This window comes from Bacteroidota bacterium (assembly GCA_016711505.1).
Classification (GTDB): Bacteria; Bacteroidota; Bacteroidia; order AKYH767-A; family 2013-40CM-41-45; genus JADKIH01.
In genome coordinates this window covers 510,007-536,193 of sequence record JADJSV010000017.1, presented here as the reverse complement: position 1 = coordinate 536,193, position 26,187 = coordinate 510,007, and the positions used below count along the sequence as shown (strand labels likewise).

Annotated in this window: 25 protein-coding genes and 2 pseudogenes; 24 read left to right on the top strand and 3 right to left on the bottom strand. The window is 35.1% G+C overall.

Annotated features, from left to right (window positions below; translation table 11 throughout):
• Window positions 1-10 precede the first annotated feature (10 nt).
• From IPL24_15905 to IPL24_15855, 11 genes and pseudogenes are all read left to right on the top strand, one after another.
• Window positions 11-868, top strand: a complete 858-nt coding sequence (locus IPL24_15905; protein MBK8365088.1) for a T9SS type A sorting domain-containing protein — start codon at window positions 11-13, stop codon at window positions 866-868.
• 180 nt (window positions 869-1,048) lie between these two features.
• The gene (locus IPL24_15900) at window positions 1,049-1,429 is read left to right on the top strand and encodes a VOC family protein (GenBank protein MBK8365087.1); all 381 of its coding nucleotides are present in this window, start codon (window positions 1,049-1,051) and stop codon (window positions 1,427-1,429) included.
• 140 nt (window positions 1,430-1,569) lie between these two features.
• The gene (locus tag IPL24_15895; protein MBK8365086.1) at window positions 1,570-2,415 is read left to right on the top strand and encodes an alpha/beta hydrolase; all 846 of its coding nucleotides are present in this window, start codon (window positions 1,570-1,572) and stop codon (window positions 2,413-2,415) included.
• A 96-nt stretch (window positions 2,416-2,511) separates the two neighbouring features.
• The gene (locus IPL24_15890) at window positions 2,512-3,861 is read left to right on the top strand and encodes a sigma-54-dependent Fis family transcriptional regulator (GenBank protein MBK8365085.1); all 1,350 of its coding nucleotides are present in this window, start codon (window positions 2,512-2,514) and stop codon (window positions 3,859-3,861) included.
• A 482-nt stretch (window positions 3,862-4,343) separates the two neighbouring features.
• Window positions 4,344-4,421 (top strand): K(+)-transporting ATPase subunit F, encoded by a 78-nt coding sequence (kdpF, locus tag IPL24_15885; protein ID MBK8365084.1) that lies wholly within the window; start codon window positions 4,344-4,346, stop codon window positions 4,419-4,421.
• Between the two features lie 4 nt (window positions 4,422-4,425).
• Window positions 4,426-6,126, top strand: coding sequence for a potassium-transporting ATPase subunit KdpA (kdpA, locus tag IPL24_15880; protein ID MBK8365083.1), 1,701 nt, complete (start codon window positions 4,426-4,428; stop codon window positions 6,124-6,126).
• A 20-nt stretch (window positions 6,127-6,146) separates the two neighbouring features.
• Entirely contained in the window at window positions 6,147-8,156 is a 2,010-nt protein-coding gene (kdpB, locus tag IPL24_15875) for a potassium-transporting ATPase subunit KdpB (protein MBK8365082.1), read from the top strand.
• 12 nt (window positions 8,157-8,168) lie between these two features.
• Window positions 8,169-8,729 (top strand): K(+)-transporting ATPase subunit C, encoded by a 561-nt coding sequence (locus IPL24_15870; GenBank protein ID MBK8365081.1) that lies wholly within the window; start codon window positions 8,169-8,171, stop codon window positions 8,727-8,729.
• A 10-nt stretch (window positions 8,730-8,739) separates the two neighbouring features.
• Window positions 8,740-9,816, top strand: coding sequence for a porin (locus IPL24_15865; GenBank protein ID MBK8365080.1), 1,077 nt, complete (start codon window positions 8,740-8,742; stop codon window positions 9,814-9,816).
• A 72-nt stretch (window positions 9,817-9,888) separates the two neighbouring features.
• Window positions 9,889-11,013 (top strand): sensor protein KdpD, encoded by a 1,125-nt coding sequence (locus IPL24_15860; protein MBK8365079.1) that lies wholly within the window; start codon window positions 9,889-9,891, stop codon window positions 11,011-11,013.
• Window positions 11,010-12,727, top strand: a pseudogene (locus IPL24_15855) (HAMP domain-containing protein). Before IPL24_15860 ends, IPL24_15855 begins: the two are co-directional and overlap by 4 nt.
• Before the next feature lie 21 nt (window positions 12,728-12,748).
• Here IPL24_15855 and IPL24_15850 read toward each other — a convergent pair.
• A pseudogene (locus tag IPL24_15850) lies at window positions 12,749-13,731 on the bottom strand (helix-turn-helix domain-containing protein).
• Between the two features lie 142 nt (window positions 13,732-13,873).
• Between IPL24_15850 and IPL24_15845 the strand changes: the two are divergent.
• The 9 genes from IPL24_15845 (at window position 13,874) to IPL24_15805 (ending at window position 21,368) form a co-directional block, all read left to right on the top strand.
• Window positions 13,874-14,353, top strand: a complete 480-nt coding sequence (locus tag IPL24_15845) for a DinB family protein (protein ID MBK8365078.1) — start codon at window positions 13,874-13,876, stop codon at window positions 14,351-14,353.
• 119 nt (window positions 14,354-14,472) lie between these two features.
• Window positions 14,473-14,907 (top strand): SRPBCC domain-containing protein, encoded by a 435-nt coding sequence (locus IPL24_15840; GenBank protein ID MBK8365077.1) that lies wholly within the window; start codon window positions 14,473-14,475, stop codon window positions 14,905-14,907.
• Window positions 14,908-15,202: 295 nt separating this feature from the next.
• Window positions 15,203-15,715, top strand: coding sequence for an SRPBCC domain-containing protein (locus tag IPL24_15835; protein ID MBK8365076.1), 513 nt, complete (start codon window positions 15,203-15,205; stop codon window positions 15,713-15,715).
• A gap of 234 nt (window positions 15,716-15,949) precedes the next feature.
• Window positions 15,950-16,936: a T9SS type A sorting domain-containing protein gene (locus IPL24_15830; protein MBK8365075.1), complete on the top strand. Its 987-nt coding sequence runs from the start codon at window positions 15,950-15,952 to the stop codon at window positions 16,934-16,936.
• A 236-nt stretch (window positions 16,937-17,172) separates the two neighbouring features.
• A complete protein-coding gene (locus IPL24_15825) occupies window positions 17,173-17,799 on the top strand; it encodes a class I SAM-dependent methyltransferase (protein ID MBK8365074.1) in 627 nt (208 codons plus the stop codon).
• A gap of 189 nt (window positions 17,800-17,988) precedes the next feature.
• Window positions 17,989-18,813 carry a universal stress protein gene (locus IPL24_15820; protein ID MBK8365073.1) on the top strand — a complete coding sequence of 275 codons (825 nt, stop codon included), beginning with the start codon at window positions 17,989-17,991 and terminating at the stop codon, window positions 18,811-18,813.
• The gene (locus IPL24_15815; GenBank protein ID MBK8365072.1) at window positions 18,813-19,667 is read left to right on the top strand and encodes a phosphatidate cytidylyltransferase; all 855 of its coding nucleotides are present in this window, start codon (window positions 18,813-18,815) and stop codon (window positions 19,665-19,667) included. The genes IPL24_15820 and IPL24_15815 overlap by 1 nt, the downstream gene beginning before the upstream one ends.
• Window positions 19,664-20,272 (top strand): CDP-alcohol phosphatidyltransferase family protein, encoded by a 609-nt coding sequence (locus IPL24_15810; protein MBK8365071.1) that lies wholly within the window; start codon window positions 19,664-19,666, stop codon window positions 20,270-20,272. Before IPL24_15815 ends, IPL24_15810 begins: the two co-directional genes overlap by 4 nt.
• Window positions 20,259-21,368: a hypothetical protein gene (locus IPL24_15805; GenBank protein MBK8365070.1), complete on the top strand. Its 1,110-nt coding sequence runs from the start codon at window positions 20,259-20,261 to the stop codon at window positions 21,366-21,368. Before IPL24_15810 ends, IPL24_15805 begins: the two co-directional genes overlap by 14 nt.
• Window positions 21,369-21,383: 15 nt before the next feature.
• Here IPL24_15805 and IPL24_15800 read toward each other — a convergent pair whose 3' ends face one another.
• On the bottom strand, window positions 21,384-22,223 hold the full coding sequence (locus IPL24_15800; GenBank protein MBK8365069.1) for a universal stress protein: 840 nt from the start codon (window positions 22,221-22,223) through the stop codon (window positions 21,384-21,386).
• 240 nt (window positions 22,224-22,463) lie between these two features.
• Between IPL24_15800 and IPL24_15795 the strand changes: the two genes are divergently transcribed.
• On the top strand, window positions 22,464-23,075 hold the full coding sequence (locus IPL24_15795; protein ID MBK8365068.1) for a DUF2238 domain-containing protein: 612 nt from the start codon (window positions 22,464-22,466) through the stop codon (window positions 23,073-23,075).
• Between the two features lie 48 nt (window positions 23,076-23,123).
• The gene (locus IPL24_15790; protein ID MBK8365067.1) at window positions 23,124-23,642 is read left to right on the top strand and encodes a hypothetical protein; all 519 of its coding nucleotides are present in this window, start codon (window positions 23,124-23,126) and stop codon (window positions 23,640-23,642) included.
• 77 nt (window positions 23,643-23,719) lie between these two features.
• Here IPL24_15790 and IPL24_15785 read toward each other — a convergent pair whose 3' ends face one another.
• Complete coding sequence (locus IPL24_15785) at window positions 23,720-24,334, bottom strand: hypothetical protein (GenBank protein MBK8365066.1); 615 nt, start codon at window positions 24,332-24,334, stop codon at window positions 23,720-23,722.
• Window positions 24,335-24,723: 389 nt separating this feature from the next.
• On the opposite strand from IPL24_15785, the gene IPL24_15780 reads away from it, so the two are divergent.
• Window positions 24,724-24,966: a hypothetical protein gene (locus IPL24_15780; GenBank protein MBK8365065.1), complete on the top strand. Its 243-nt coding sequence runs from the start codon at window positions 24,724-24,726 to the stop codon at window positions 24,964-24,966.
• Between the two features lie 61 nt (window positions 24,967-25,027).
• Entirely contained in the window at window positions 25,028-26,176 is a 1,149-nt protein-coding gene (locus IPL24_15775) for a hypothetical protein (protein ID MBK8365064.1), read from the top strand.
• Window positions 26,177-26,187 lie beyond the last annotated feature (11 nt).

Genomic DNA, 26,187 nt, shown 5'->3' with positions numbered 1-26,187 from the left:
CTCTACGAAAATGAAAAAACTATTACTCATCCTGGTTGCATTAATTACAATCAAAGCAAATGCTCAGACTTTAGTTGACACAAACAAAGTCTGGAATGTTGTTTCATGCTTAAATTTTGGTCCGTGTGGAACAACGGTTTTTAGTTTTGGTGCAGACACTACAATAGGGACCTTTCAATATAAAAAATTAATAGTGAATCGGGATTCAGCGGGTTTTGCGTATTCATATCCGATCGCTGCGAGGGAAGAAACTATTACGAAGCGAATTTACTTTTATGAAAATGGAGAATATCTTGCATATGATTTTTCACTCAATCAAGGCGATACTTTCACAACAAGCCTGAATGGGTGTAATTTACAAATGATCGTTGACTCAGTAGATACAATTAGTTTATTAAATGGAGAGTTGCGTAAAAGAATGTTTCTCTCCAATTTTGGACAGGATACCTGGATAGAAGGTGTCGGAAGTTTAAACGGATTAACCTTTGTTGGGACCGGTTCTTGTTTTATTGATGTTTATCCGGAATTAAATTGCTTGAAAGAAAATGATACTTTGAAATATCAGAGTTCAAACTTCACCGACTGTTTCTATAATACAGTTGGAATACAAGAAATCCACAATATTAATAATTATAGAGTGACGCCAAACCCATTCACTGAATCAACTATTCTTTCATTTGAAAATCCTCTACATGAAATAAATATCCTGAAAATATTTAATATGCAAGGACAAATAGTTAGGGAGTATTCGAACGTCAAAGGCAATGAAATAAAAATCGACAGAGAGAAGATGAATGACGGAATTTATTTCTTTCTGATCATGAATGAAAAGCGGATTGTTGCTAATGGTAGCTTGATTATTAACTGAAATTATTAGTAAACAATTGAATTGCTTGAAATAAATTGTTCTGTTAATAGTATTTAATTTAATACTACTTTTATAAGCATGAAATCAATTAAACGACCCCTGCTTCTGATTTTAGCTCTTGCATCCTCTTTCACAATCGGATTTGCGCTAAATTCAATAACAAACCTTTCGCTACCACAAATGAAAAAAGTAACCGGTATAGGCGGTGTTTTCTTCAAATGCAAAGACCCGAAAGCAATAAACGAATGGTATAAATCAAAACTTGGCTTTAATACAACTCCATACGGAACAAGTTTTGAATGGCGCCATGAAGATGACAGCACAAAAAAAGGAACAACACAGTGGAATACGTTTCCGGAGAAAACAAAATATTTTGAGCCTTCAACAAAGGACTTCATGATCAACTATAGAGTAGACAATCTCGAAGCCTTGGTCGAAGAACTAAAAAAAGAAAACGTAACAATCGTCGACAAAATCGAAACATATGACTATGGAAAGTTCGTTCACATTCTGGATCCTGAAGGTAATAAGATTGAATTGTGGGAGCCTATTGGGGAGTAAACAACTGATGCCGGGATTAAATGGATACCGGGATTAAATGGATGATTTTGGGATTACCGGGAGTATTAAATCAAATATTTGTTGGGGATTCTAAATTTCATGTTTAGCAAGAAGATATTCACCGAAAAAAATTCAACCATATGAAAAACTGTATGCTAGTCGTCACTTGTTTATTATTTTCATTTTCTGTCATTGCACAAAAAGTTTTTGATGCGACTTCAATTGGTAATAGCAATGAAGCCGGCAATTACATTACACTCGACGGAGCAAAACTTTATTACGAAGTTTACGGAGAAGGCGAGCCGCTGGTTTTGATTCATGGAAATGGCGGAAACATATCTTACATGAAACCGCAGATAGAATTCTTTTCCAAAAAGTATAAAGTTATTATTCCGGATTGCAGAGGGAGAGGGAAAAGTGAACTTGGAAATGATAGTCTTACCTATGCCCAAATGGCAAAAGATATTTCAGGAATACTGGATCATTTGAAAATTGATTCAGCGTATGTCGTTGGCAGAAGTGATGGCGGAATTCTGACTTTGTTACTTGCAATTGATTATCCGAAGAAAATTAAGAAAGGGGTAGCTTTTGCTGCGAATTTAACTCCGGATACAATCGGACTTTATCCATTCAGCTATGATGAAGTAAAAAGTGATAGAAGAAATGCTGACCAAATGCTTGCCAAAAAAGACACAACTAAAGACTGGAAGATAATTCAACAACGTAACCGGATGATGGAATTTCAACCGCACATTTCAAAAAATGACCTCGCACAAATAAAATGTCCGGTGTTAGTTATGACAACAGACAGAGATGTGATTCCGGAAGAACACTCATTATTTATATACAGAAATATTAAGAAAGGAAATCTTTGCATTCTTACAGGAGAAAAACATTCTGTGACAAAAGACAATCCGGAGCTTTTTAATTCAATCGTTGCAAAGTATCTGAGTGATAATTTCAAAGGAGAAGAATTACGGCATTGAAATTTGCGCTCCTTATATTTGCTAAATTTGTAATAAGTCTGAAAAGTTTTTAAAGTTTATATAATTGGCTATACCCCAAACCTGTATCTTTGTCAGATGAATAAAGGCAAAATTCTAATCATTGACGACGAAGAAAAACTTCGGAATCTCTTTGGCAGGATCATAAAATCCGAAGGTTTCGATGTGGCTGAAGCGGGAGATTGTAGATCTGCTATGAAGCTTCTGGAGCAGTTTGAAATAGATGTTGTGATCTGTGATGTCAAATTGCCTGATGGTAATGGTGTGGAATTGATAAACAGAATAAAGTCGTCGCAACCACTGATTGAAATAATTTTACTCACTGCTTACGGAAATATACCAGATGGAGTGCAGGCAATAAAGAATGGAGCATTTGATTATATCACAAAAGGTGACGATAACGAAAAAATTATTCCACTGATATATCGCGCTATTGAAAAAGTTGAATTGGCTAAACGGGTAAATCAACTTGAAAAACAGTTAGGAGTTAAATACTCTTTTGATAAAATTCTTGGTAAATCAAGATCAATTTTTCAAGCAATAGAGTTAGCGCAGAAAGTTGCTCAAACAGATACTACTGTATTACTGACCGGCGATACTGGAACAGGAAAAGAGCTCTTTGCACAAGCAATTCACCAAGGGAGTAAGAGACACAAACAAAATTTTGTAGCGATAAACTGTTCAGCGTTCAGTAAGGATCTTTTGGAAAGTGAAATGTTCGGACATAAAGCGGGAGCATTTACAGGTGCAGTTAAAGATCAGAAAGGTCTTTTTGAAGAAGCTAATAATGGAACAATTTTCCTGGATGAAATCGGAGAGATGGCTTTAGACCTGCAGGCAAAGTTGCTAAGGGTTATAGAGTCCGGCGAATTTCTAAAAGTAGGTGAAAGTAAAACAACTAAAGTTGATGTTCGGATTATAGCAGCAACAAACAGAAATTTACAAAAAGAAATAGATGCCGGCCATTTCAGACAGGATTTGTTTTACCGAATTTCAGTTTTTCAAATACAACTGCCGGCGCTTCGGGAAAGGGTTGCAGACATTGAACTTTTAGCAAATCATTTTCTGCAATTATTTTCTGCAAAAACGAATAAGCGAATAGTAAAAATATCTAAAGAATTTTTGGAGGCTTTGAAACAGCACACCTGGAATGGAAATATCAGAGAACTAAAAAACGTAATTGAGCGCAGTGTAATTTTGTCTGAGACAAACGAACTTTTGGTAGAATCTCTTCCAACGGAATTTCACACAACTACATCTATTAATAATGGGAAACAGCTTTCTGCATTTGATCTGGCAAGTGCCGAGAAAATTCATATTCAAAAGGTCTTGAATTATACCAATGGAAACAAAACAGAAACGGCCAAACTTTTAAATATTGCTTTAACTACACTTTACCGCAAATTAGAAGATTACAAGATCAGCTAATAACATAGCGAAACGATAGTGCAAACCCTTTCAAAACGAAAGGGTTTTTTTGTGATCGAAAGTCACGTTTTCAAACAATGAACTATGTTTCAGTGGGTTGAAAGAATCTGGAAATTATGGATAGTATTTTGGTATAGGTGGCGAAAAATAAGTCAAATGAAATACTCACAGAAAAGATGGATAGCCAAAAATGTGAACTCATGGCACGTCTTCGTCGCATTTTACGGAAGCATCATTCTAACCGGAGTGGTTTACCGATTATTTACCAATTAATCCATTATTGCAGTTAGAGATAATATCATGTAATTCTTGAGTTCATGATGAGAATCATTAGGCTATATGATACAAATCTCGACCGTAGGCCTAACTAAATTAACCTTTACAAAAACTAAAATGCTCACATCAATTTTAACCGCAACCGGAATTTTAGGATTTCTCCTATTCTACAAGGCAATTAATTTCTTTGAAAAAATCTAATCACTATGACAGCATTATTCATTATCGCAATTGCAGTTTTCGTCTATATGTGCTACGTACTGCTTAAACCTGAAAAATTTTAATACCATGAATACAGAAATACTTGGAGTAATCCTTATGTACGGAGTGGTCATTTCACTGGCTATTCCATTAGGTCGTTACATCGGCAAAATTTTCAATTATGAAAATACCTGGCTTGATAGAATATTCGATCCATTAGATAAATTATTTTTTAAACTAAGTGGCATTGATCCGGCAAAAGAAATGAACTGGAAGCAACATCTGGTAGCATTACTTACTATCAATCTTGTTTGGTTCATTATTTCAATGTTTGTACTTACAAATATGAGTTGGCTGCCACTAAATCCGGATGCTAATCCATCTATGAGTGGTGATCTTGCATTCAATACATCAGTGAGTTTTGTTACCAATACCAACTTACAGCACTATTCAGGAGAAACCGGCCTTTCTTATTTAGGACAGTTGATCTTAATGTTATGGCAGTTTATTAGTGCAGGAACCGGTATTGCAATTTGCGCAGTTGTTTTTATTGCAATGAAAGAAAAAACTGCAACAACTCTTGGCAATTTCTACAGTTTCTTTGTACGAAGCTGCACAAGAATTCTCTTACCAATCGCATTTGTAGTAGCAATCATTCTTGCCTTTAACGGCACACCAATGACGTTTGAAGGAAAAGACACAATGGTTACTCTGCAAGGCGATACAGTTCAGGTAAGTCGTGGGCCTGTAGCTGCTTTTGTTGCACCAAAACAAATTGGAACAAATGGTGGTGGATTTTATGGACCCAATTCTACACATCCATTTGAAAACCCGAATTACTTTACAAACATCGTTGAAACAATTTCAATCATACTGATTCCTGTTGCAATGATTTTTGCTATGGGATATGTATTGAAAAGAAGAAAATTAGCATGGACAATTTTTGGTGTAATGACTATCGGTTTTTTAATTCTTGTTATTCCTTCTATAATTTATGAAATGAATGGCAATCCATCTATTACTAAAATGGGAATTGATCAATCATATGGTAGTATGGAAGGAAAGGAAATTCGATTTGGTTCTGCTGCTTCTGCTTATTGGGCAATCAATACAACATGTACTTCTAATGGTTCTGTAAATGCCATGCATGATAGTATGACACCGCTCACCGGAATGTTCACTATGTTAGGAATGATGATCAATTCCTTTTATGGCGGTGTAGGAGTAGGCTTTCTGAATTTTTACATATTTATTATACTCGCGGTTTTCATCAGCGGATTAATGGTAGGAAGAACTCCTGAATTTCTTGGGAAAAAAATAGAGGCTAAAGAAATGAAAATAGCAATGGTAATAGCATTGTTACATCCTTTGTTGATTCTTGCAGGAACCGCTATTTCCAGTTTCTTATACGCAGGAAATCCAACAGAATATTCAGGCTGGTTAGCCAATCCCGGCAATCATGGCTTCAGTGAAATGTTATATGAATTCAGTTCCGCAAGCGCAAACAATGGCAGCGGCTTTGAGGGATTAGGCGACAACACTCCGTTTTGGAATATAGCATGCGGAATAGTGATGTTGTTTGCACGATACCTGCCGATAATTGGACCCGTTGCAATTGCAGGAATTTTAGCAAGTAAAAAATATATTCCGGAAAGTAATGGTACGTTAAAAACAGACACTCCAACTTTTGGCCTGATGGTGTTTGCGGTGATTGCTATTGTGGCTGCACTTGCATTTTTCCCTGCGCTTACATTAGGGCCGATCGCTGAGCACTTCTCATTGTATTAATGATTATAAAATTAAAGAAGATGACTAAAAATACATCCTTGTTTCAAAAAGACTTAATGCAGGAAGCATTGAAACAGTCTTTTGTGAAACTGAATCCAAAAATAATGTTTCGTAATCCCGTAATGTTTACGGTGGAGATTGGAACAGCTGTAATGTTCATTGTGTGCTTATGGATTTTATCCGGCGAACAAACACAAGGCAGTTTTGCTTACAACTTTGTTGTGTTTATTGTATTATTACTCACATTGCTTTTTGCCAACTTCGCAGAAGCAATAGCTGAGGCCCGCGGTAAAGCACAAGCCGACAGCTTACGAAAAACCAGAGAAGAAACACCTGCAAAATTAAAAAGCGGAGAATTAATTTCTTCCTCTCAATTGAAAAAAGGAGATGTTTTTATTTGCGAAACAGGAGACATTATTCCGGCAGATGGTGAAATTGTTGAAGGGTTGGCAACCATAGACGAGAGTGCTATTACAGGAGAATCGGCTCCGGTAATTCGTGAAGCAGGCGGTGATAAAAGTTCAGTAACCGGTGGAACAAAAGTTTTATCGGATAAAATCACAGTAAAAGTTACTACTGAACAAGGTGAAAGTTTTTTAGATAAAATGATTGCATTGGTAGAAGGCGCAAGTCGGCAAAAAACTCCGAATGAAATTGCTTTGACCATTCTGCTTGCAGGATTTACTCTTGTTTTCATTATTGTTACCGTTACACTGAAGCCATTTGCAGACTACGCAAATACGCCTATAACAATTGCGGCATTTATTTCATTGTTTGTTTGTCTGATCCCGACAACCATAGGAGGTTTGCTTTCCGCAATAGGAATTGCAGGAATGGATAGAGCATTGAGAGCAAATGTAATTACCAAATCAGGAAAAGCAGTTGAAACAGCAGGTGATATTGATGTTTTGTTACTTGACAAAACAGGAACAATAACGATTGGTAATCGTAAGGCTACCCATTTTTATCGTGCTAATGGAATCGACGAAAAGCATTTTACAAAATGTGTTGTATTGAGTTCGATGAGTGATCAGACACCGGAAGGGAAATCAATCATTGAACTGGCTGGAGTAAGTTCATCTGATTACAATATCAGTAATCCAAAGTTCATAAAATTTACTGCTGAAACACGTAGTTCAGGAATTGATTTTGAAAGTACACGAATCAGAAAAGGTGCGTCAGATGCGATCAGAAATCTGAGTGAAAAAGCAGGGAATAGTTATCCTTCAGAGGTATCCGAAAGAGTTATAGCGATCTCAGGCAATGGCGGAACACCATTGGTAGTTTCTGAAAATGAAAAAATAATTGGTGTCATTGAATTGCAGGATATTATCAAACCGGGCATAAGAGAACGATTTGATCGTCTTCGCAAAATGGGAATAAAAACCGTTATGGTTACAGGTGATAATCCTTTAACGGCAAAATTCATTGCAGAGAAAGCAGGAGTTGATGATTTTATTGCAGAGGCTAAACCCGAAGATAAAATGAATTACATCAAGAAAGAACAATCGGAAGGAAGATTAGTTGCAATGATGGGTGATGGAACTAACGATGCCCCTGCACTGGCACAAGCTGATGTTGGTGTTGCAATGAATAGCGGAACACAGGCGGCAAAAGAAGCAGGTAATATGGTTGATCTGGATAATGATCCAACTAAATTGATAGAGATCGTTGAAATCGGCAAACAGTTGCTGATGACACGTGGTACACTTACGACCTTTAGTATTGCAAATGATGTTGCAAAATATTTTGCCATCATTCCTGCACTTTTCATTGTTGCAATTCCGGCTTTGCAAGGATTGAACATTATGAATTTGCATTCTCCGGAAAGTGCAATACTTTCTGCAGTAGTTTTTAATGCCATCATCATTCCGCTTCTTATCCCTTTAGCTTTAAAAGGTGTAGCATACAAACCGATTGGTGCGAGTGCACTACTTCGCAGGAACCTTTTGATTTATGGTTTAGGAGGTGTATTAATACCATTTATTGGAATAAAAGCAATAGACCTTATAGTTTCAGTATTCATCTAAAAAAAATTCATTATGAAAACAAATATACTACCAGCAATAAGACTTACACTGGTTTCGCTTGTGTTTTTTATGGGCATCTATACTCTGGCAGTTTATGGTGTTGCGCAATTCGCTCCGAACAACGGAAAAGGAGAAATTATTATTCAGGGCGATAAAAAATACTACGCTAATATCGGTCAGTCATTTACTGACGATAAATATTTTTACTCCAGACCTTCGGCTGTTGGATACAATGCGGCAGGCAGCGGCGGAAGTAACAAGGGACCAAGTAATCCGGATTATCTTGCAGAAGTTCAGTCAAGGATTGATACATTTCTGGTTCACAATCCGGGAATTGAAAAATCACAAATTCCTTCTGACCTGGTCACAGCCAGTGGAAGTGGATTAGATCCGAATATTTCAGTGCAGGCAGCAAAGGTGCAAGTGAAAAGAATTGCAATGGTCAGAAATATTTCAGAAGAAAATATTCAAAAACTCATTTCAGAAAATACACAAAAACCATTATTGGGATTATTCGGAACAGAAAAAATAAACGTATTAAAACTTAATTTAGAATTAGACAATCTTAGATAAAATGACCACAATGAAAACAACAATACTACTTAGTGCTTTTATTTCAATATTATCCGGAGTGGATGCTCAGGATACAACGAAAGCAGATCCGCTTACAATATCAGGTTACGTGGAAGCATATTACAGTTATGATATTGGAAATCCGGAAAATCACGAGCGTCCGGCATTCTTTTATTCATTCAACAGACACAATGAAGTTAATTTAAACCTGGGACTCGTAAAAGCGAATTATTCAACCGATGATGTTAGAGGGAACTTTGGTTTGATGGCAGGGACATATCCACAGTATAATCTGGCGGGAGAGCAAAATTTATTGAAAAATATTTTTGAAGCCAACGTAGGATTTAAAATTTCCAAAAAGAAGAACATGTGGATTGATGCCGGAATTTTACCATCTCATATTGGTTTTGAAAGTGCAATTGGAAAAGACTGTTGGAATTTGACAAGAAGTATTTTAGCTGAAAATTCACCCTATTATGAATCAGGAGTTAGAATTAGTTTTACTTCCGGGAATGAAAAGTTGTATTTAGCAGCAATGTATTTGAATGGATGGCAACGTGTACAACGTATACCCGGAAATCAGACACCAGCTTTTGGAACCCAGCTTACTTATAAACCGAATTCGAAAGTTACATTCAATTGGAGTACATTCGCAGGGAATGAACAACCGGATAGTGTAAAGCAAATGCGCATCTTTAATAATTTTTATGGTCAGTTTCAACTGACGGAGAAATTTGGAATCACTGCAGGTTTTGATATCGGTATGCAGCAGAATGCTAAAAAGAGTGAATATAACAACTGGTATTCTCCGGTATTAATCATGCAATATAAACCAACATCAAAAGTTCGGATAGCTGCAAGAGCAGAATATTATACAGATGAAAAAGGTGTTATCATTGCAACAGGAACGCAAAATGGTTTTCAGACAATGGGGTATTCATTAAATCTGGATTATGCTGTTAGTGATAATGTATTGTGGAGAATAGAAGGACGAGGACTTAATAGTAAAGATGAAATATTTACAATGGACAATAAACCTTCGAAGCAAAATTATTTCTTCACTACATCCATAGCAATTTCATTTTAATAAAAAATTGTGGAGAATCTAATTCCGGCTAAAGACCGGCATAGGTTCTCTGCCTGTTTTAAATTATGATCAATGGAAGAGAGCAGAAAATCAGCGCAAGATTTTCTTGACCTGATACAAAAGTCAAGGCGGGGTAAGTTTAAAATTTACATCGGCATGAGCGCCGGAGTAGGTAAAACGTACCGGATGTTACAGGAAGCGCGTGCTTTATTGCAAAATGGCATTGATGTTAAGATTGGTTACGTTGAAACCCATAACAGAAAAGAAACGCATGAGCTTTTAGCGGGATTACCATTGATTCCAAGGAGAACGATTTTTTATAAAGGAAAAGAACTGGAAGAAATGGATGTACAGGCTGTCATCAGTCTGCGTCCGGAAGTTGTAATAGTTGATGAACTTGCTCATACTAACATTGAAGGTAGTAAAAATGAAAAGCGCTGGCAGGATGTAATGGATATTTTGAATGCAGGAATTAATGTTATTAGTGCTTTAAACATCCAGCACATTGAAAGTCTGAATGAAGAAGTAAGGAAAATTACCGGAATAGAAGTAATGGAAAGAGTTCCGGATAAAGTAATTGCGCTAGCTGATGAAGTCGTAAATATTGATCTTACTGCCGATGAGTTAATTACCCGATTAAAAGAAGGGAAGATATATCATGCTGAAAAGATTGAGACCGCATTAAAGAATTTTTTCAAAGCGGAGCATATATTGCAGTTAAGAGAAATGGCATTGAAAGAAGTAGCATCACAAGTTGAAAGAAAAATTGAAACAGAATTACCCAGAAATTTAGCTTTACGTCAGGAACGATTTTTAGCTTGCATAAGCAGTAATGAAACAATTGCTAAAGAAATAATCAGGAAGACGGCACGTCTTGCAAATTATTATAATTGTAAATGGTATGTACTTTTTGTAGAGACACCTGAAGAAAGCTCTGATAAAATTGCACTTGACAAACAGAGGCATTTGATAAATAATTATAAACTTGCAACAGAGTTAGGTGCAGAAATAATTAAAAAGCAAAGTTCGAATATTGCAAAGTCCATTGCTGAGGTAGCAGAAGAAAGGGGAATAACAACAATTTGTATAGGGAAGCCACACTTTAATCTGTTCACAATTATTATGGCTACTAATACTTTCAATGAGTTATTAAAAAAACTGAATAAACTGGAAATTGATTTAATCATACTATCATGAGAATAAAAACAAAGTTGACTTTAGGAGTTGGGTTATTATTTCTCTTCATCATAATGCTTGCTGTGATTGGTACTGTGTACATAAATGCTTTAAATAGGGACACACAGAATATATTGGTTGCTAATTACAAGACACTTGAATACTCCCGCAATATGTTGATTGCATTAGATGAAGATATTACTGACACTAAAAGTCGCATTAAATTTTCTGAAAATCTTACTAAACAAAAAAGTAACGTAACAGAAATTGGTGAAAAGGAATTGACAGAAAAATTGTCTGTTGATTTTGATAAGTTACTGATTGCTCCTAAAGATAGTTTGCTTTACATTTCCATCCGAAAAGATCTGGCAGATATTATGCTGTTGAACATGCAGGCGATACAACGGAAAAGCGATGTTGCAAAACAAACTGCTTCTGAGGCAACATGGTGGATTGCTTTAACAGGTACGTTTTGTTTTATTATTGCTTTCGTTCTCCTCGTCAATTTGCCGGGGAATATCGCAAATCCAATTAAAGAATTAACAGAAAGTATTAAACAAATTGCAGCCAAAAAATATTCTGAAAGAGTAAATTTTGAAGGCCATAATGAATTTGGGGAACTGGCACAAGCCTTTAATATAATGGCTAAGAAATTGGAAGAATATAATAACAGTAATCTGGCTAAACTTTTATTCGAGAAAAAAGGATTGAAACATTGATAGATAATCAGCACGATCCGGTAATAGGTCTTGATGAAGAGAAATTGATTTTGTTTGTGAACGGTGCAGCGCTTAAAATTTTGGGAATGAAAAAGGAAGACTTGGCAGGTAAATTTGCGCAGGATGTTGCTGTAACAAATGACCTGATGCGCTTACTTGTTCAGGGTTTAGTTATCAGTGACAAACAAGATAAAAAGCCGATTAAAATTTATGCTGATAATAAGGAAAGTTATTTTGAAAAAGAAGTTATACCTATTTCTATAGCTCCAACCGGTGAAAAGGAGCCAAAACAAATTGGTCATTTTATTGTTTTGAAAAATGTTACTTCATTCAAAGAACTGGATTATGCTAAAACTAATTTCATTGCGACAATTTCTCATGAACTAAAAACACCTATTTCTACAATTAAGGCCAGTGTGCAACTCCTGGAAAATATTAACACAGGCTCACTTAATGATGGACAAAAACAACTTATTGAAAGTATAAAAGATGACAGTAACCGTTTGTTGAAAATAACAAGTGAATTACTTAACCTTAGTCAGGTAGAAACAGGCAATGTTCAACTAACCATACAGCAAAGCGATTCGTCTCAAATTCTACAATATGCTTTGGACGCAGTAAAAGTTCAGGCTGATCAAAAGGAGGGCGGGCTCGAAGTAAAAATGGATTCTGATCTGCCATTAGTAAAAGCAGATGCAGAGAAAACAGCATGGGTTTTGATCAATTTTTTGACGAATGCTATCCGATATTCACAGGAAAAAAGTCGTGTTGTAATAGAAGTGAAAAAAGACATTGATAAGGTTACTTTTTCAGTACAGGATTTTGGAAGAGGAATAGAATCAAGATACAGAGATAAAATATTTACTAGATATTTTCAAATTCCGGGAAGCAATAAAACCGGAACAGGATTAGGACTTGCCATTAGCAAAGAGTTTATCGAGGCTCAAGGCGGGAAAATATGGGTTGATAGTGAAATTGGTGAAGGCAGTAAATTTAGTTTTGTACTTAGTACATAAATTGGTGTCATTGAATTCAATTCACGTTCCCGGATCATTATTGAACCTGCCACGATACTCTACCGGCGACATCCCCGTAACTTTCCTGAATACTTCCCGAAATGCTTTCTGATCGGAGTAGCCAACATCATACATTACTTCATTGACAGTTTTGCGTGTTGATTCGAGTGCTTTTTTTGCTGCTTCCATTTTTACACGCTGAGAATATTCTGTAGGTGTATTGCCGGTAGCTTTGATGAATCTTCTGTCGAAATTTCTTCTTCCAACAGATAATTTTGAAGACAACTCTTCGATAGAAATTTTCTCAGCAATATTTTTCTCAAGAATTTCCTGCGCCTGTTTAACAACATCGTCACCATGAAGTTTCTGTCCGGTAAAGATTGCAAATTGTGATTGATTGTTTCTGTCCATTTCGATCTGAAAAACTTTGCTGCAATAAATAGCAGTTTGTCTGTCGAAATATTTTTCAACCAGATAAATTATAAGATTCAAAAATGAAAACGCGCCGCCATTTGTATAAATTCCATTTTCATCAGTGATAAGTCGGTCAGCCTTTATATTTACTTTCGGAAACAGAACTCTGAAGTCTTCACTGGCAGACCAATGTGTTGAACAACTTTTCCCATCAAGTAACCCTGTTGTTGCAAGAAGAAAAGCACCGGTACAAATAGCTGCGACTTCTGCACCATTCTTATATTGCTTCTCAATCCAATCGATCATCAATTTATTTTTCTGTGCAGTATTTTTGTAATCGTGATTCAGCGAAGGAATTACTATTAGATTAGTCTTATTAAGATTTGAAATTGTTGTATGTGGTTTTACGGAAAATAGTTCATCATAAAAATTTACTTTTTCAGAACTCCCGCAAGTTGTATTGAATATAACTCCCGATTGTTATTTTGTTTATAATACCAATTTGCTCTGGAAAGTATCTTGTATGGACCGATGATACTACTTAAGTTATTGCCTTCGCCGTCGGGAACCAATATGGTTATGTGTTTCATACGATCAATTCTATAAATGCAAATCTAGGTAATTGGGATGTCCAAAACAACCCGTTATAATGTCTATATATCCACCACATAAAGTCAAAATGCGACACTAATATTGCAGTATAAACTAAAATAACTTAAAAAAGCGAAATAAATGACTAAAGATCAGATAATCGTAAAAATGGTAATGGATAGATGGAATGCATCTATTGAAAATTGTAACAAATTGCTGAATGCAGTGAATGATGAACAGCTGCAGAGAGAAGTAGCACCGGGAAAGAATCGGGGAATCTATTTGTTAGGACATTTGATCGCAGTGCATGATAGCATGCTTGTACTATTAAATATGGGTGAAAAAAAATATCCGGAACTTTCGAAAGCCTTTTTGGAAGAAGCGGATAAAGTAGTTACAGAAATTCCTTCAGCAAAGGACTTGCGTTCAAAATGGAATGAGCAAAAGGAAGACATGAAACAAAAGTTCGAACGTCTGACTTCAGACAACTGGTTTGAAAGACACACATCGGTTTCCGAAGAAGACTTCGCAAAAGAACCACATCGTAGTAAGTTGAATATTCTTTTGACCAGAACGACACATTTGCAGTATCATATTGGGCAGTTAGTATATTTAAAATAATATATCTCTGCGGTTTTTCTGCGTATTCTGCGCAATTCTGCGGGAAATAAAACACCAGAATTATTTCCCGCAGAATTGCGCAGAATACGCAGAAAAACCGCAGAAAAAAAAATTTAATTATGACAACAAAAAATTTCACCCTCACTTTACAAACCACTCAATCTCCACAAAAAGTATTCAAAGCAATACAGGATGTACGCAGTTGGTGGTCCGGATATTATTCGGAAAACATTACAGGCAACACAAAAGATCTGAATGATGAATTCAGTTTTGAAGCCGGTGATGGATTACATTCTACAAAACATAAATTGGTAGAAGTTATTCCTGATAAAAAAGTAGTATGGCTTACCACTTATTGTAATCTGGATTTCATCGAACATAAAGATGAGTGGACAGGAACAAAAATTATTTTCGAGATCTCAACAAACGGTAATTCAACCGAATTGAAATTCACACACGAAGGCTTAACTCCAACCGTTGAATGTTATGATGCATGTGCGCCGGCATGGACGCAATATCTGGAGAACAAACTGAAGCCTTTAATCGAAGCCTGATGAAAATGATGCACAAAGAAAAAGTTCACGAGGAGGCTACCGAAATGACATTCTTTTCTTTTTATATTTAATAGTCCGATATTATTATACTCTTAATAACAAATAGCCAAAATCTGCGCTAAATCTGCGGGATTCGCGAGATCTGCGGGAGCTAAATTTCGCTTAAAAATATTTCCCGCAGATCTCGCGAATCCCGCAGATTTAGCGCAGATCTTTATCGCCATTTGTTCGAAATCTCTAAAAATATTTTAATCGAAATATAAAATAATCGCATACCCAATTATAAAATCATAAAATGGAAAACAAAAGTTTCACAGCAACCATCATCATCAACAAAGACGAAACAACAGCTTTCAAGGCAATTCAGAATTTCCGTGGCTGGTGGTCGGAGGAAATTGAAGGCAATAGCGACAAGCTAAATGAAAAGTTCTTCTATCATTACAAAGACGTTCACTTATGTAAGTTGAAATTGATCGAATCAGTTCCCGGAAAAAGATTGGTTTATCTTGTACTCGACAATCAATTCAATTTCATTGATGACAAAACCGAATGGGTAAATACAAAATTGATCTTTGAAATAAGTCCATCAACTCCCGGTAAAAATCAACCCCCACATTCAGTGATCAAATTCACTCACGAAGGTTTAGTTCCCGAATATGAATGTTACAAAGTTTGTAACGATGCCTGGACAGGCTACATCACAAAAAGTCTACTCAGTTTTATCGATACAGGAAAAGGAACTCCAAATCCGAAAGTCGGAGAAGGATTCAATGCAGAGTTAGTTGAGAAGTGGAAATTGAAAAAATAAAGTTGTGTAATTACTTGTTAAAAATATTCAAGCATTTTTATAAGCTTCAGAAACCGACACTCCGTCAGAGTTTTGTCAGAAGAAATAATTGAATAATTTTCTACATGTACATGTAGTATCAGAAATTCTCCGAAAGATTTTGTTGTGTAATTATCGCTCTTATTTTTGTTGGAGCGATAGTTTAATCATTTGAGTGATTAAGCAAATCAGATACTCAACTAAAAATTAATCACTATGAGAAAAAATCTACTACACATCACACAAATTATTCTGACAGTAGTATTATGTTTAACATCCACTTTGGTCAGGTCACAGAATTCTTACGAGTTTCAGGCAACGCAATCTGCGTATTCCGATCTTGAATTTCCGACTGATGTTCCATGGTCAGCATTCAATCCGTCTACTAATGCGTATACTTTGCAAGGATTAAATTCACAAACAGTTTACTTCTACAACTTGCCATTCACATTTGATGGAATAAAAACAATAGCTATTCAACCAAATGGAAATCTGAGAATTGATAATGATTCTTCTCTCATTATTATTGATGCGGCATTCACTTATCTGGATAGTATTGATTCAGCGTCATCGATTACGCATGTTATTGATGGCATACCGGGAAATTATATTTTAAAATGCCAATGGAAAAATCTTAAAATTCGTGTTGGATCGGCAATCAACTTTGTTAATCTTCAGATCTGGATCTATCAGGCAAGCAGCGTTATTGAAATTCATTACGGCCCTCGTTCAGCTAACAATGCAAGTGGTTTTAATACTACTTCTGGTCCGCAGGTTGGAATGTTTTATTCGCGGGATAACTTTACACTCTGTTATGAAAAACTTTGGATAACAGGATCGCCAACCAATTTCGCAATTGACTCAGCGGCGAATTATAGTTTTCTTGCCATGTCAGGTGTTCCTGATAGTGGCACTGTATTCAGATTTAATCCGCGATTTGGAAGTACAGAAATTTCAGAGTTGAACATTGGTGGATCGATTGAAATATTTCCAAATCCTTCCGGTCGTATTATCAATATAGAAATTGAAGGAAATGAAATTGGCGCTTTTAAAATAGTTAATAGCATTGGTGAAATTGTTAAATCCGGATACTCTTCAAAGGAAAGTCACACTATTGATATATCAGAATTGTCAGTCGGAGTGTATGAAGTTATAATCGGTAATGATAAAAACATCAGATCTAAAAAGTTTATTAAGAGTTAAACTGAATCCACCTTAAGAAAGACAAGAAGAAATTTAAAATTTAACACACAGAAAATAAAATTTACTTTGAGATTGTAAACCTTTAAATATAAAAAGGAGTGATGCTTAGCATCATCTCCTTTTTATATATTTTCATATTTTATTTTAAAACTTAAATAAATTTCGGATATTAATAGCGGAATTTAATTTTTTGAACGAAAGATAAGACTTCGATTGAAAAAGATTTAAAGGAAATTATGAGCAATAATTGGGTAAAAAGTTGGGATGACCGATACAGCAAAGAAGAATTTGTCTATGGAGAAGAGCCCAATAATTTTCTCCGGGAGCAATTACAAAAGCTTAAACCGGGAAAAATTCTCTTTCCTGCTGAAGGAGAAGGTCGGAATGCCGTTTTCGCAGCAACGAAAGGCTGGGATGTTTATGCATTTGACATAAGTTCTGTTGGTAAACACAAAGCAGAAGAACTGGCCAAAAAGAATAATGTAAAAATTAAATACGAAGTTGGAGGACTTCAATCATTGAATTATAAACCGGAGTCGTTTGATGTAATAGCTTTGATATATGCACATTTTCCGGCAGAGATAAAATCAGAATATCACAAAACACTAGGTAATTACTTAAAAAAAGGGGGAATAATAATTTTCGAGGCATTCAGCAAAAAACACCTTGAATACATTTCCAGGAATGAAAGTGTTGGCGGACCCAGAGAAATTGAAATGTTATTTTCAAAAGAAGAAATACAGTCAGATTTTAATAATTTCGAAATAATAGAACTGGATGAAAAAGTGATTCAATTGAATGAAGGATCATTTCATAATGGTGAAGGTTCGGTAATCAGGTTTATCGGACGGAAGAATATGTAGTATTCGTTAAGATAAAAATAACTGAGATGCAGCTTTTCTCAAATGAATAAAAAGGTGGAATTATTGCGATTTAGCACTTCGCCAAATTTTCCCGTAGAGGAATTATGATAACAATCAATTAAAATGGAAGTGAATATCATATAGTTTGATATTCCCAATGTGCAATTTTACTAAGGTAAAGATGCAATCATGAAAATATTATGTCCAACCGATTTATCGCAATCTGCACTGAATGCAATGGAGTACGCAGCAAGACTTTCTCAACAGTTAAAAGCTACGTTAACATTTTTGAATGTTCAGAAGATGCCACTGGGTGAGGGAGTTTCTCTTTTTTCAGGCAGCGAAAGAGAATCTGTTAAGATTACAAATATGTTTTCAGACATACTGGAAGATCACTGCAAAGAAACCACTTTGAAATTTAACATCAGTTGTGATCAGTTGATATCAAGTACGATTGGGTCAGTTGAGAAAAGTATTGCTGAAATAGGTGGCGAATTCGATCTTATTGTGATTGGGACAAATGGCTCAAACAATATTTATGAATTTTATTTTGGTACGCATAGTTATAATATCTCAAAGAATGCTGAGACTCCTGTCCTGATCGTACCGGAGAATTGTGAGTTTAAAGCCATTTCAGAAATTTATATTGCTTCTGATTATACTTCTGAAGAGGAATTAAACCTGAACCACCTGGATGGAATTTTTAAGGACTTCAACCCACGATACGAAATAGTTCATATCAGCGAGGTTGATTCTGAATTGAGTAAAACAGTCTATCATTCGTTTCGAAATTCAATAGAAGATGAAAGTGATTTTATTCATAGGGTATCATTTCACAGATTAATTCAGGAAAACACTGTCAGTGGACTTAAATCTTTGATCGATAAAAATAAGATGGACATGCTTGTGGTTTCATTTCAGAAGCATGGGCCGGTTTATAAATTGTTCCATAAAAACCTGATCAAGGAAATAACAGCTTATACAACAATCCCACTATTTATATTTCATAGTTGATGCAACTGCGATTGGCGACATTTGAACAAGTAAAAACAAACAATCTGATTACAAGATTGATCACAGGGGTTTTATTGGTTTCAATCATTGTTGGAAATACAATGTTTGGGCCCATGTCTTTTATATTATTGTTTTATTTAATCAACGTGACAGGGCTCTTTGAATTTTACAGGCTTTTTCGTGGATCAAATTACAACATCGCAAAAATTCCTGGATATACATTTTCAACCGTTCTATTCCTGATTTCAGCTATGTCATTGGTGGATCTATTATCATGGTCATCGGCATTATTTTTATTACCATTAGTTTTGTTGACATATATCTACGAGTTATATCGTAAAAATCCTGAGCCGTTTGTTTCTGTTTCGTTAACATTGTTTGGAGTGATCTATATTACAGTTCCGGTAATATGCATACTTGCCATTCCGTTTATTTCAACGGAAAATAATTACTATTCATCTGAATTTCTCCTTTTATATTTCTCGCTTATCTGGGTATTCGATTCTTCCGCTTATGTTTTTGGAAAAAAGTTTGGAAGAAAAAAACTTTTTGTCAGGATCTCACCCAATAAAACATGGGAGGGGTTTCTGTCTGCTTCGTTGATAGTTATTCTTCTCGGCTTCTTTTATAATTTCCAGTTTGCTCAGCAAAAGATCAACTGGATCATTGTATCAATGATAATTATATGTTTCGGAACATTCGGCGATCTTGTAAAATCCATGTTAAAGCGTAGCCGGCATGTAAAAGATTCCGGAAGTATATTCCCTGGTCATGGTGGTGTATTAGATCGTTTTGATTCAATGTTTGGCTCAGCTCCGGTTGTTCTGATTTACCTGATAAAATTTTGCAGATGAGACGAACTTCTTTCTATATCGTTAATGCAATTACATTGTACCGCATATTAGCAGCTCCATTATTACTCTATCTTCTTGTTTCAAACAGGCTGGATACATTTGCAAAATTTCTTGTACTGAGTTTTTTTACAGATTTGATAGATGGATTTCTTGCGAGAAAATTCAAGGTGACAAGTATATTAGGAACAAGAATGGATTCTATAGGAGATGATCTGACAGTGCTAATGGCAGTCATTGGTATGATAATGTATAAATCTGAATTCATGCTGGAACATAAATTAGCCTTTCTTACTCTGTTCTTTCTTTTCCTGATTCAAATTTCATATTCACTGATTAAATATCAGAAGTTCACCAGCTTTCACACTTATCTAGCAAAGGTCGGAGCATTGTTGCAGGGACTTTTTTTAATACACATATTTATAATGCCTGACCCGGATTTGTTTTTGTTTTATTCAGCGGTGATAATAACAGGTCTGGATCTAATTGAAGAAATTGCGATGGTATATATTCTTCCCGGATGGCTAACAAATGTGAAAGGAATATTTTGGTTACCCGAAAATGTACAATTAAATAAAATAAAAAATAAAAGTTATGAAAACAGATGAAGAATATTTGAAAATTAAGAACACAACCGGTCAGTTATGTTTAACGATTATTATGCCATTGCATTCTGTTCCTGCTCAGGCAGAAGAAGACAGTATCAGGTTTCACAAAATTGTTTCTGACGCCATTTCAGAACTTGATAAAAGCAATTCAACATCTGAAGCAGAAGGAATCAAGACATCTTTGAATTCCCTTAAAAAGGAATTCTCAAAGATCAGCGGAGCCAAAGGTGTCGGGATTTACTTGTCGAAAGAAATGAAAAGTATTATTACTTTCCCATTTGAAGTAGAAGAGTATTTTTTGATCGACAAGGAATTTCAGATGAGGGAGCTTTTATATAAAACCCAATTAGCAATCGATTATTTTGTATTAAGTCTAACAATGAAGAGTGCAAAATTATATAAGGGCAATTCAGGAACCCTTATTGAAGTTACAGGAAATCATAATTTAAAATTTGACGACGATAAAGAATACGAGCATACTTCCATAGGTTCTTCTACAGGATATGGTTTGAAAAGCGTAGAAAAAGATAAATCGGACACACAAATTATCGGCCTGAAGAAATTTTACAAAGAAGTCGATCACTTTATAAATAATTTGATCTCAAAGGACAGTGTTTTGATAATTACGGGAACAGGAAAGGAACCTGCATTATTTAAGTCCCTGAGTCATCACAACTCAATTATTATCGGAGAGATTCATGGAAATTTTGAACACGACCTGCCTGAACTGCGGGCTAAATCATGGCAAATGGTTGAATCGTACTTCGTTTCGGAAACCAATAAAATTATCAATGAAATTGATGAAAAGTTTGGGCGGGATCTCGTTGATATCGGTCTAGATGATGTTTATAATTCTGCGATCGAAGGCAAAGGGATGACTTTAATATTGGAGCGAAATTATTTGAAACCGGTATTTTTAAATTCTGAACAGAATTATTTTACAGATATTCAGAATTCAGAAAGTGATACTTTTATCAAAGATATCGGAAGCAGATTAGCTCATATAGTTCTCGATAAGCATGGAAAAGTGTCTTTCGTTGAACCGGGCATGCTGAATAAATTTGATGGAATTGCTTTGATAAAACGATACCAGTAAGTGGTAGAAAGCACATTAGATAACAGAAATTATTCCGGACCTTAATACAAGTAAAGGCAAAGTGGTATGTTCTGATACATATACGGTATTACTCTTGGACAATGCTATGTTTGAGTTTTCATCAACATGTTTAAGCATTACGAGCAGATCGATATTGTGTTTCTTATGAAATGCGTTTATCCCTTTGTTTAAATTAATATGCTGTATGATATAGCCGGAAATTTTCGGGTAATGTACCTTCTCCCGGATTTTTCTGGTCAACTCTGAAATTTGTTCTTCAGTATGTATTTCATCTTTTTTATCGATAAAGAGAAACGAAATTTCAGATTGAAATTGTTTTGCAAAAGTGATTATGCTATGAGATGCACTAAGATTATCTTCTCTAAGATCCGTTGCAAATGCAATTCGTTTAATTGGTGAATAGTTTGTGTGTTCTGGTATGCATATTAATGGGATCGTCGAAGAGAGAATTAACTTAGAACTTGTACTACCCATCAGTTTTCTTTCAATGACATTTGTTCCTGTACAACCAATAACAATAAGATCTATTTTGTTTTCTTCAGAATAGTTCTTTATAGTTTCATGAGATGTTGATCCGGTCAAAACAATACAATCAATTGATAGATGAGGATGTTTGTTCAGAATTTTTTGTTTCAACAATTCCAGATTTGATCTCATTTCAGAAAGCAACTCTGTATTGACTGCACTTTCGCTGATTCTTATATTCTGCGTGAAAGTCTCATTGACATGGCAAATGATCAGTCTTGAATTAAAAACTTCAGCAAGGCTGGCTGCATATTCGACAGTATTATTCCCGTTTTTGGAAAAATCGCTTGCGGTTAGAATTGTCCTCATTCAGTAAAGCTAATGAAGTGACCCGGTAAAGTTGTGACTTATGTCAAGATTAACGATGATACGTGTCAGTCTGATTGTATGATTTATTCGTTAATATGGAGTCTCAAATTCACCGCTGGAACAGAGCAATAGAAGACACGATTGAGCTTTTGTTGTACTTTAAAGCAGAAAAGTGTTTTTGCAAGTTGACAGGTGGAGTAGGATATTTTTTAATATACATTATTTAATTTTTATGGACACATGGCGAAATCGAAATTTAAGATTGCACTATTAACAATTTTTATATTAGCCGTTTTGGGATCTGCAGTCAATCCATTATCAGGTGAAAACTGGTTTTTGGAATTGTTGCCTGTAATAATTTTTGTACCGCTGTTTATATATTTAGGAGAGCGGTTCAGAATCTCGGATGGATCCTATTTACTGATCTTTGTCTATATGATAATGCCCGTAATTCAGGCGCATTATGGGGTTGGCTATGTGCCGATAGGATTTGAATTATCGACATGGTTTAATACCACACGAAATGTCTTTGACCGGTTTACTCATTTCTTCTATGGTTTCTTATTATTCTATCCGTTGTATGAAATGATAAAATATGAGATAGGGAACCGGAAATTTATGAATTATATGATCCCGGCTGCACTTTTACTTGGTATGGCTTCAGTATATGAAATTCTTGAATGGCTGGTATTTGAATTTTCAGGTCCACGCTTGTCCTTTCTTTTCATTGGAGCTCAGGATGATTTCTATGATACGCCAAAAGATATGGCGATGACGTTTATAGGAGTATTTCTTGTTATAACCATTATGCTTATTTCAAAAAAAATCTTTCACCTTAGAAGAGTTGCATAGAAATCAATTATGTAATTATCCGACATAACCTGTTTAAATTAATAATCTATGACAAAGTTTGAGTCCATTTGTGATTCCTATAGTGGAGCACGTGAAGAATTTAAAAAATACAGAAGCGAATGTCATCAGTTTGCCGGTGATCTTTGGAAAGGTATAGTAGATCATTTTCAGATTCCCTATTCACAATTGTCTTTTTTCAAATTAAACGAGGAAGGAGAATATGAATCTGTACCGGCGCCAATATTCAACACATTGTCAATAAGAGCAGATTCATTTTGGGAATTCGCTTTTGGGATCAATGTCTATGAAGGGAAAGATGTATTCCCGCAGGAGACGATCATACTGGGATTAATTTTTAAAAAGTTAAAAGACAGGAATTATCTTGTAAAATTAATTGACTATGAGGAAGAATTTGAAATTGATGAAAGCAATCTTCCCGATCATCAGAAATTTTATGAATATCTTTTCGGGAAAATAACAGAAAGTTACACTATCGGTTTACAAACTTTTCTGGATCAGGATGTCACTCAGCGGACGATTGGTTTCAGATTAGGGCAGAACAAATGACAAGAAGGAATTAAGTTAAAACAAAAAGCCTCGTCAGAATATTATTTCTGATGAGGCTTTAATGCGAAGTTTAAGATTTATGAGAAAGACTTTATTGCTTTTTTCAAATGATCAAAAGCCTTTTCTATTTCATTGTTGAAATGATCGACTTTTTCTTTAATGTGAAATGAATCTTTGGAATCATTCTTGAATAGGTAATCAAAATTAGTCCTGAGTTTATTCAGTTCCTGATGTATCATTTTACTCATGTCATTTTGTTTGAGCTTGAATTCAATGCTAAGGATCTGAAGTTTTAATTTGATCTTTATTAATTCAAGTTTAATTTCTGGCAGAAGATATTTTAATTGAGGTTGATTTTTTAATTCTGTTTCCACTTCAGTGATCAGACGCTCCATCTTTTTTCTTTGCTCTTCATAAACTTCTTTTGCTTCAGCTTTTCCCAGCGCCAATTGTATCTGCAATTCTTCCAGTAAACTTTTAATTTTTTCAGTTGACTGTTCTTTACTTTCTTTTATGGAGCTGATCCATTCATTTACCTGTGCCTTGAATTCTTTCCGGACTTCCTGAAACTTATCTTTGGCTTCAGCTTTTCCGAGCGAAAACTGTAATGCAAACTCTTCAATTTCCTGCTGGAATTTGTTTAGTTTTTCTGAGAACATACTTGTTTGATTTGTTTGGGTATTTGCTTCCATGATTTCAAAGTTTATATATCAAAGTTTCAATTTATAAATAGCTTTAGAGATGACTATACTCAGCAAATCATATGATATAAGACGCTGTTTACTGAGGAAATTCTTAAAAACGACGTTTTACTAATTCAGATTTTTTGTTGTCAGGAAATAGTACAGAATAAAAACGACAACTATTATCAGACCCCAATACTTGATAGAGTGTTTTTTCAGGTGTGAAATAATTTTGTCCATAGTTATATGCTTTAATCAGAACTGACAAGGTAGTTGAATATTATTGGATTTACAATGACAGACCTCCGAAAGTTTCCTAAGATTCATCATATTTCATTCCTTATTTAAGAAGAAACTTTACACAGGAAGTATTCGAGGATTTATTTGTTAAACTAATAATGGAAGTCAAAAGGATCATGGTAAACAATTATCGTTTTCTGCAAGCAGAAGTTATTGACTGGATTGGAGGATTAAAAACAGTGAATCACTACTTTCTGAAAAATATTTCTAATGCACCGACAGTCCATAAGAAACGGATCCGAAAGTTTTACACAAAGATCAAAGTTGTAAGAATTCAGAGAAAGATAAAAATGAAAATTACTTTTAAAAAGTCCGGTACTAATTTGGAAGATGGAATTTAATTTTCCGTGAAAGAATATGCTACTAATTCAATTATTTTAATTTATTTTAAAAATAATTATCATGAATATCAGAATCATTTTTATTTCAATCCAGTTCATCTTTTTGTCGCTTAATTTGACCGCGCAAAAATCTGTTAATACAACGAATTTTTCTAAAGAAGATTCTGCTGCAATCAATGCTCTTGCATTGTATCCGGATAGTGTTCGGCTGAATATTTTTGAAGCAAGCCAGTATCCTGAACTCTTGGTCAGATTGTCAATGCAACAGGAGAAATCAGCTTTCGCATTCAGAGAATTATTAGCATCAAAAAGCAGAGAAGAACAGGAAGAACTTTGGAATCTGAGCAGATATCCTGAATTGATTACTGCGCTTGTAAAAGATAGATCTGTATCAGAAACGGATAAAGTATTTGAAGGATACCCGGAAGAAGTTAAAGGGCTTGCAATGAAACATATTCGTAATAATCCCGGGTCATTGAAAAGTATAGATTCACTGAATAAAGTTACCGGGCAGAACTTTGAAACTTTACTTTCAGGCTATACTGAAAAAACAAAAAGAGCTTACAGGGAATTACTTTCTTTCCCTGAAGTACTTTCTATTTTGAATGATCATCTGGATATAGCAGTGATGGCAGGCGCGGAGTATAAAAGGAATCCTGAAAATGTAATTCATTTTGCAGACTCAGTTAGTCTGGCAGTTGCAAGACAAAATGCTGAGGAATTATTACAATGGAAAGACTCTGTTCAGAAAGACACCAACAATTTGAATGATCTGAAAGCACTTGCCGGAGAATACAGTTCTGAAAACGAAAAGTCTGAAAATGAAATTAAATCTCTTGCAGTAACTAATAATGTGATCGTTCATTATAATTATTATCCATATCCTTATTGGTACGGTTATCCTTTCTGGTATCCGGAACCCTATTGGTATCCTGTTCCGGTTTGGGTAGATCTGGGATTTTATTATGATCCTTTCGGGAATATTATTATCATAGGCATGCCTTCTTACAGATTTGTACACTGGTACTTTTATCATCCACATCATTGGCATCATCATCCGCATATTGGTCACACATTTGTATCACATTATTATGGACATCGAAATTCAATAGGTTCAAATTCTATTGTTGTTAACAGATGGGTAGAGGAAAATAAAAATATTTACCTCGCGACTTTATCAGGAATAAAACAAATGGTATTGAAACAATGAAAGAACTGGGT

Bases quoted from the DNA above. Each gene is read 5' to 3' on its own strand.
- IPL24_15905 (MBK8365088.1), top strand. From the start codon at position 11: ATGAAAAAACTATTACTCATCCTGGTTGCATTAATTACAATCAAAGCA.
- IPL24_15900 (MBK8365087.1), top strand. From the start codon at position 1,049: ATGAAAAAAGTAACCGGTATAGGCGGTGTTTTCTTCAAATGCAAAGAC.
- IPL24_15895 (MBK8365086.1), top strand. From the start codon at position 1,570: ATGAAAAACTGTATGCTAGTCGTCACTTGTTTATTATTTTCATTTTCT.
- IPL24_15890 (MBK8365085.1), top strand. From the start codon at position 2,512: ATGAATAAAGGCAAAATTCTAATCATTGACGACGAAGAAAAACTTCGG.
- kdpF (MBK8365084.1), top strand. From the start codon at position 4,344: ATGACAGCATTATTCATTATCGCAATTGCAGTTTTCGTCTATATGTGC.
- kdpA (MBK8365083.1), top strand. From the start codon at position 4,426: ATGAATACAGAAATACTTGGAGTAATCCTTATGTACGGAGTGGTCATT.
- kdpB (MBK8365082.1), top strand. From the start codon at position 6,147: ATGACTAAAAATACATCCTTGTTTCAAAAAGACTTAATGCAGGAAGCA.
- IPL24_15870 (MBK8365081.1), top strand. From the start codon at position 8,169: ATGAAAACAAATATACTACCAGCAATAAGACTTACACTGGTTTCGCTT.
- IPL24_15865 (MBK8365080.1), top strand. From the start codon at position 8,740: ATGAAAACAACAATACTACTTAGTGCTTTTATTTCAATATTATCCGGA.
- IPL24_15860 (MBK8365079.1), top strand. From the start codon at position 9,889: ATGGAAGAGAGCAGAAAATCAGCGCAAGATTTTCTTGACCTGATACAA.
- IPL24_15845 (MBK8365078.1), top strand. From the start codon at position 13,874: ATGACTAAAGATCAGATAATCGTAAAAATGGTAATGGATAGATGGAAT.
- IPL24_15840 (MBK8365077.1), top strand. From the start codon at position 14,473: ATGACAACAAAAAATTTCACCCTCACTTTACAAACCACTCAATCTCCA.
- IPL24_15835 (MBK8365076.1), top strand. From the start codon at position 15,203: ATGGAAAACAAAAGTTTCACAGCAACCATCATCATCAACAAAGACGAA.
- IPL24_15830 (MBK8365075.1), top strand. From the start codon at position 15,950: ATGAGAAAAAATCTACTACACATCACACAAATTATTCTGACAGTAGTA.
- IPL24_15825 (MBK8365074.1), top strand. From the start codon at position 17,173: ATGAGCAATAATTGGGTAAAAAGTTGGGATGACCGATACAGCAAAGAA.
- IPL24_15820 (MBK8365073.1), top strand. From the start codon at position 17,989: ATGAAAATATTATGTCCAACCGATTTATCGCAATCTGCACTGAATGCA.
- IPL24_15815 (MBK8365072.1), top strand. From the start codon at position 18,813: ATGCAACTGCGATTGGCGACATTTGAACAAGTAAAAACAAACAATCTG.
- IPL24_15810 (MBK8365071.1), top strand. From the start codon at position 19,664: ATGAGACGAACTTCTTTCTATATCGTTAATGCAATTACATTGTACCGC.
- IPL24_15805 (MBK8365070.1), top strand. From the start codon at position 20,259: ATGAAAACAGATGAAGAATATTTGAAAATTAAGAACACAACCGGTCAG.
- IPL24_15800 (MBK8365069.1), bottom strand. From the start codon at position 22,223: ATGAGGACAATTCTAACCGCAAGCGATTTTTCCAAAAACGGGAATAAT.
- IPL24_15795 (MBK8365068.1), top strand. From the start codon at position 22,464: ATGGCGAAATCGAAATTTAAGATTGCACTATTAACAATTTTTATATTA.
- IPL24_15790 (MBK8365067.1), top strand. From the start codon at position 23,124: ATGACAAAGTTTGAGTCCATTTGTGATTCCTATAGTGGAGCACGTGAA.
- IPL24_15785 (MBK8365066.1), bottom strand. From the start codon at position 24,334: ATGGAAGCAAATACCCAAACAAATCAAACAAGTATGTTCTCAGAAAAA.
- IPL24_15780 (MBK8365065.1), top strand. From the start codon at position 24,724: ATGGAAGTCAAAAGGATCATGGTAAACAATTATCGTTTTCTGCAAGCA.
- IPL24_15775 (MBK8365064.1), top strand. From the start codon at position 25,028: ATGAATATCAGAATCATTTTTATTTCAATCCAGTTCATCTTTTTGTCG.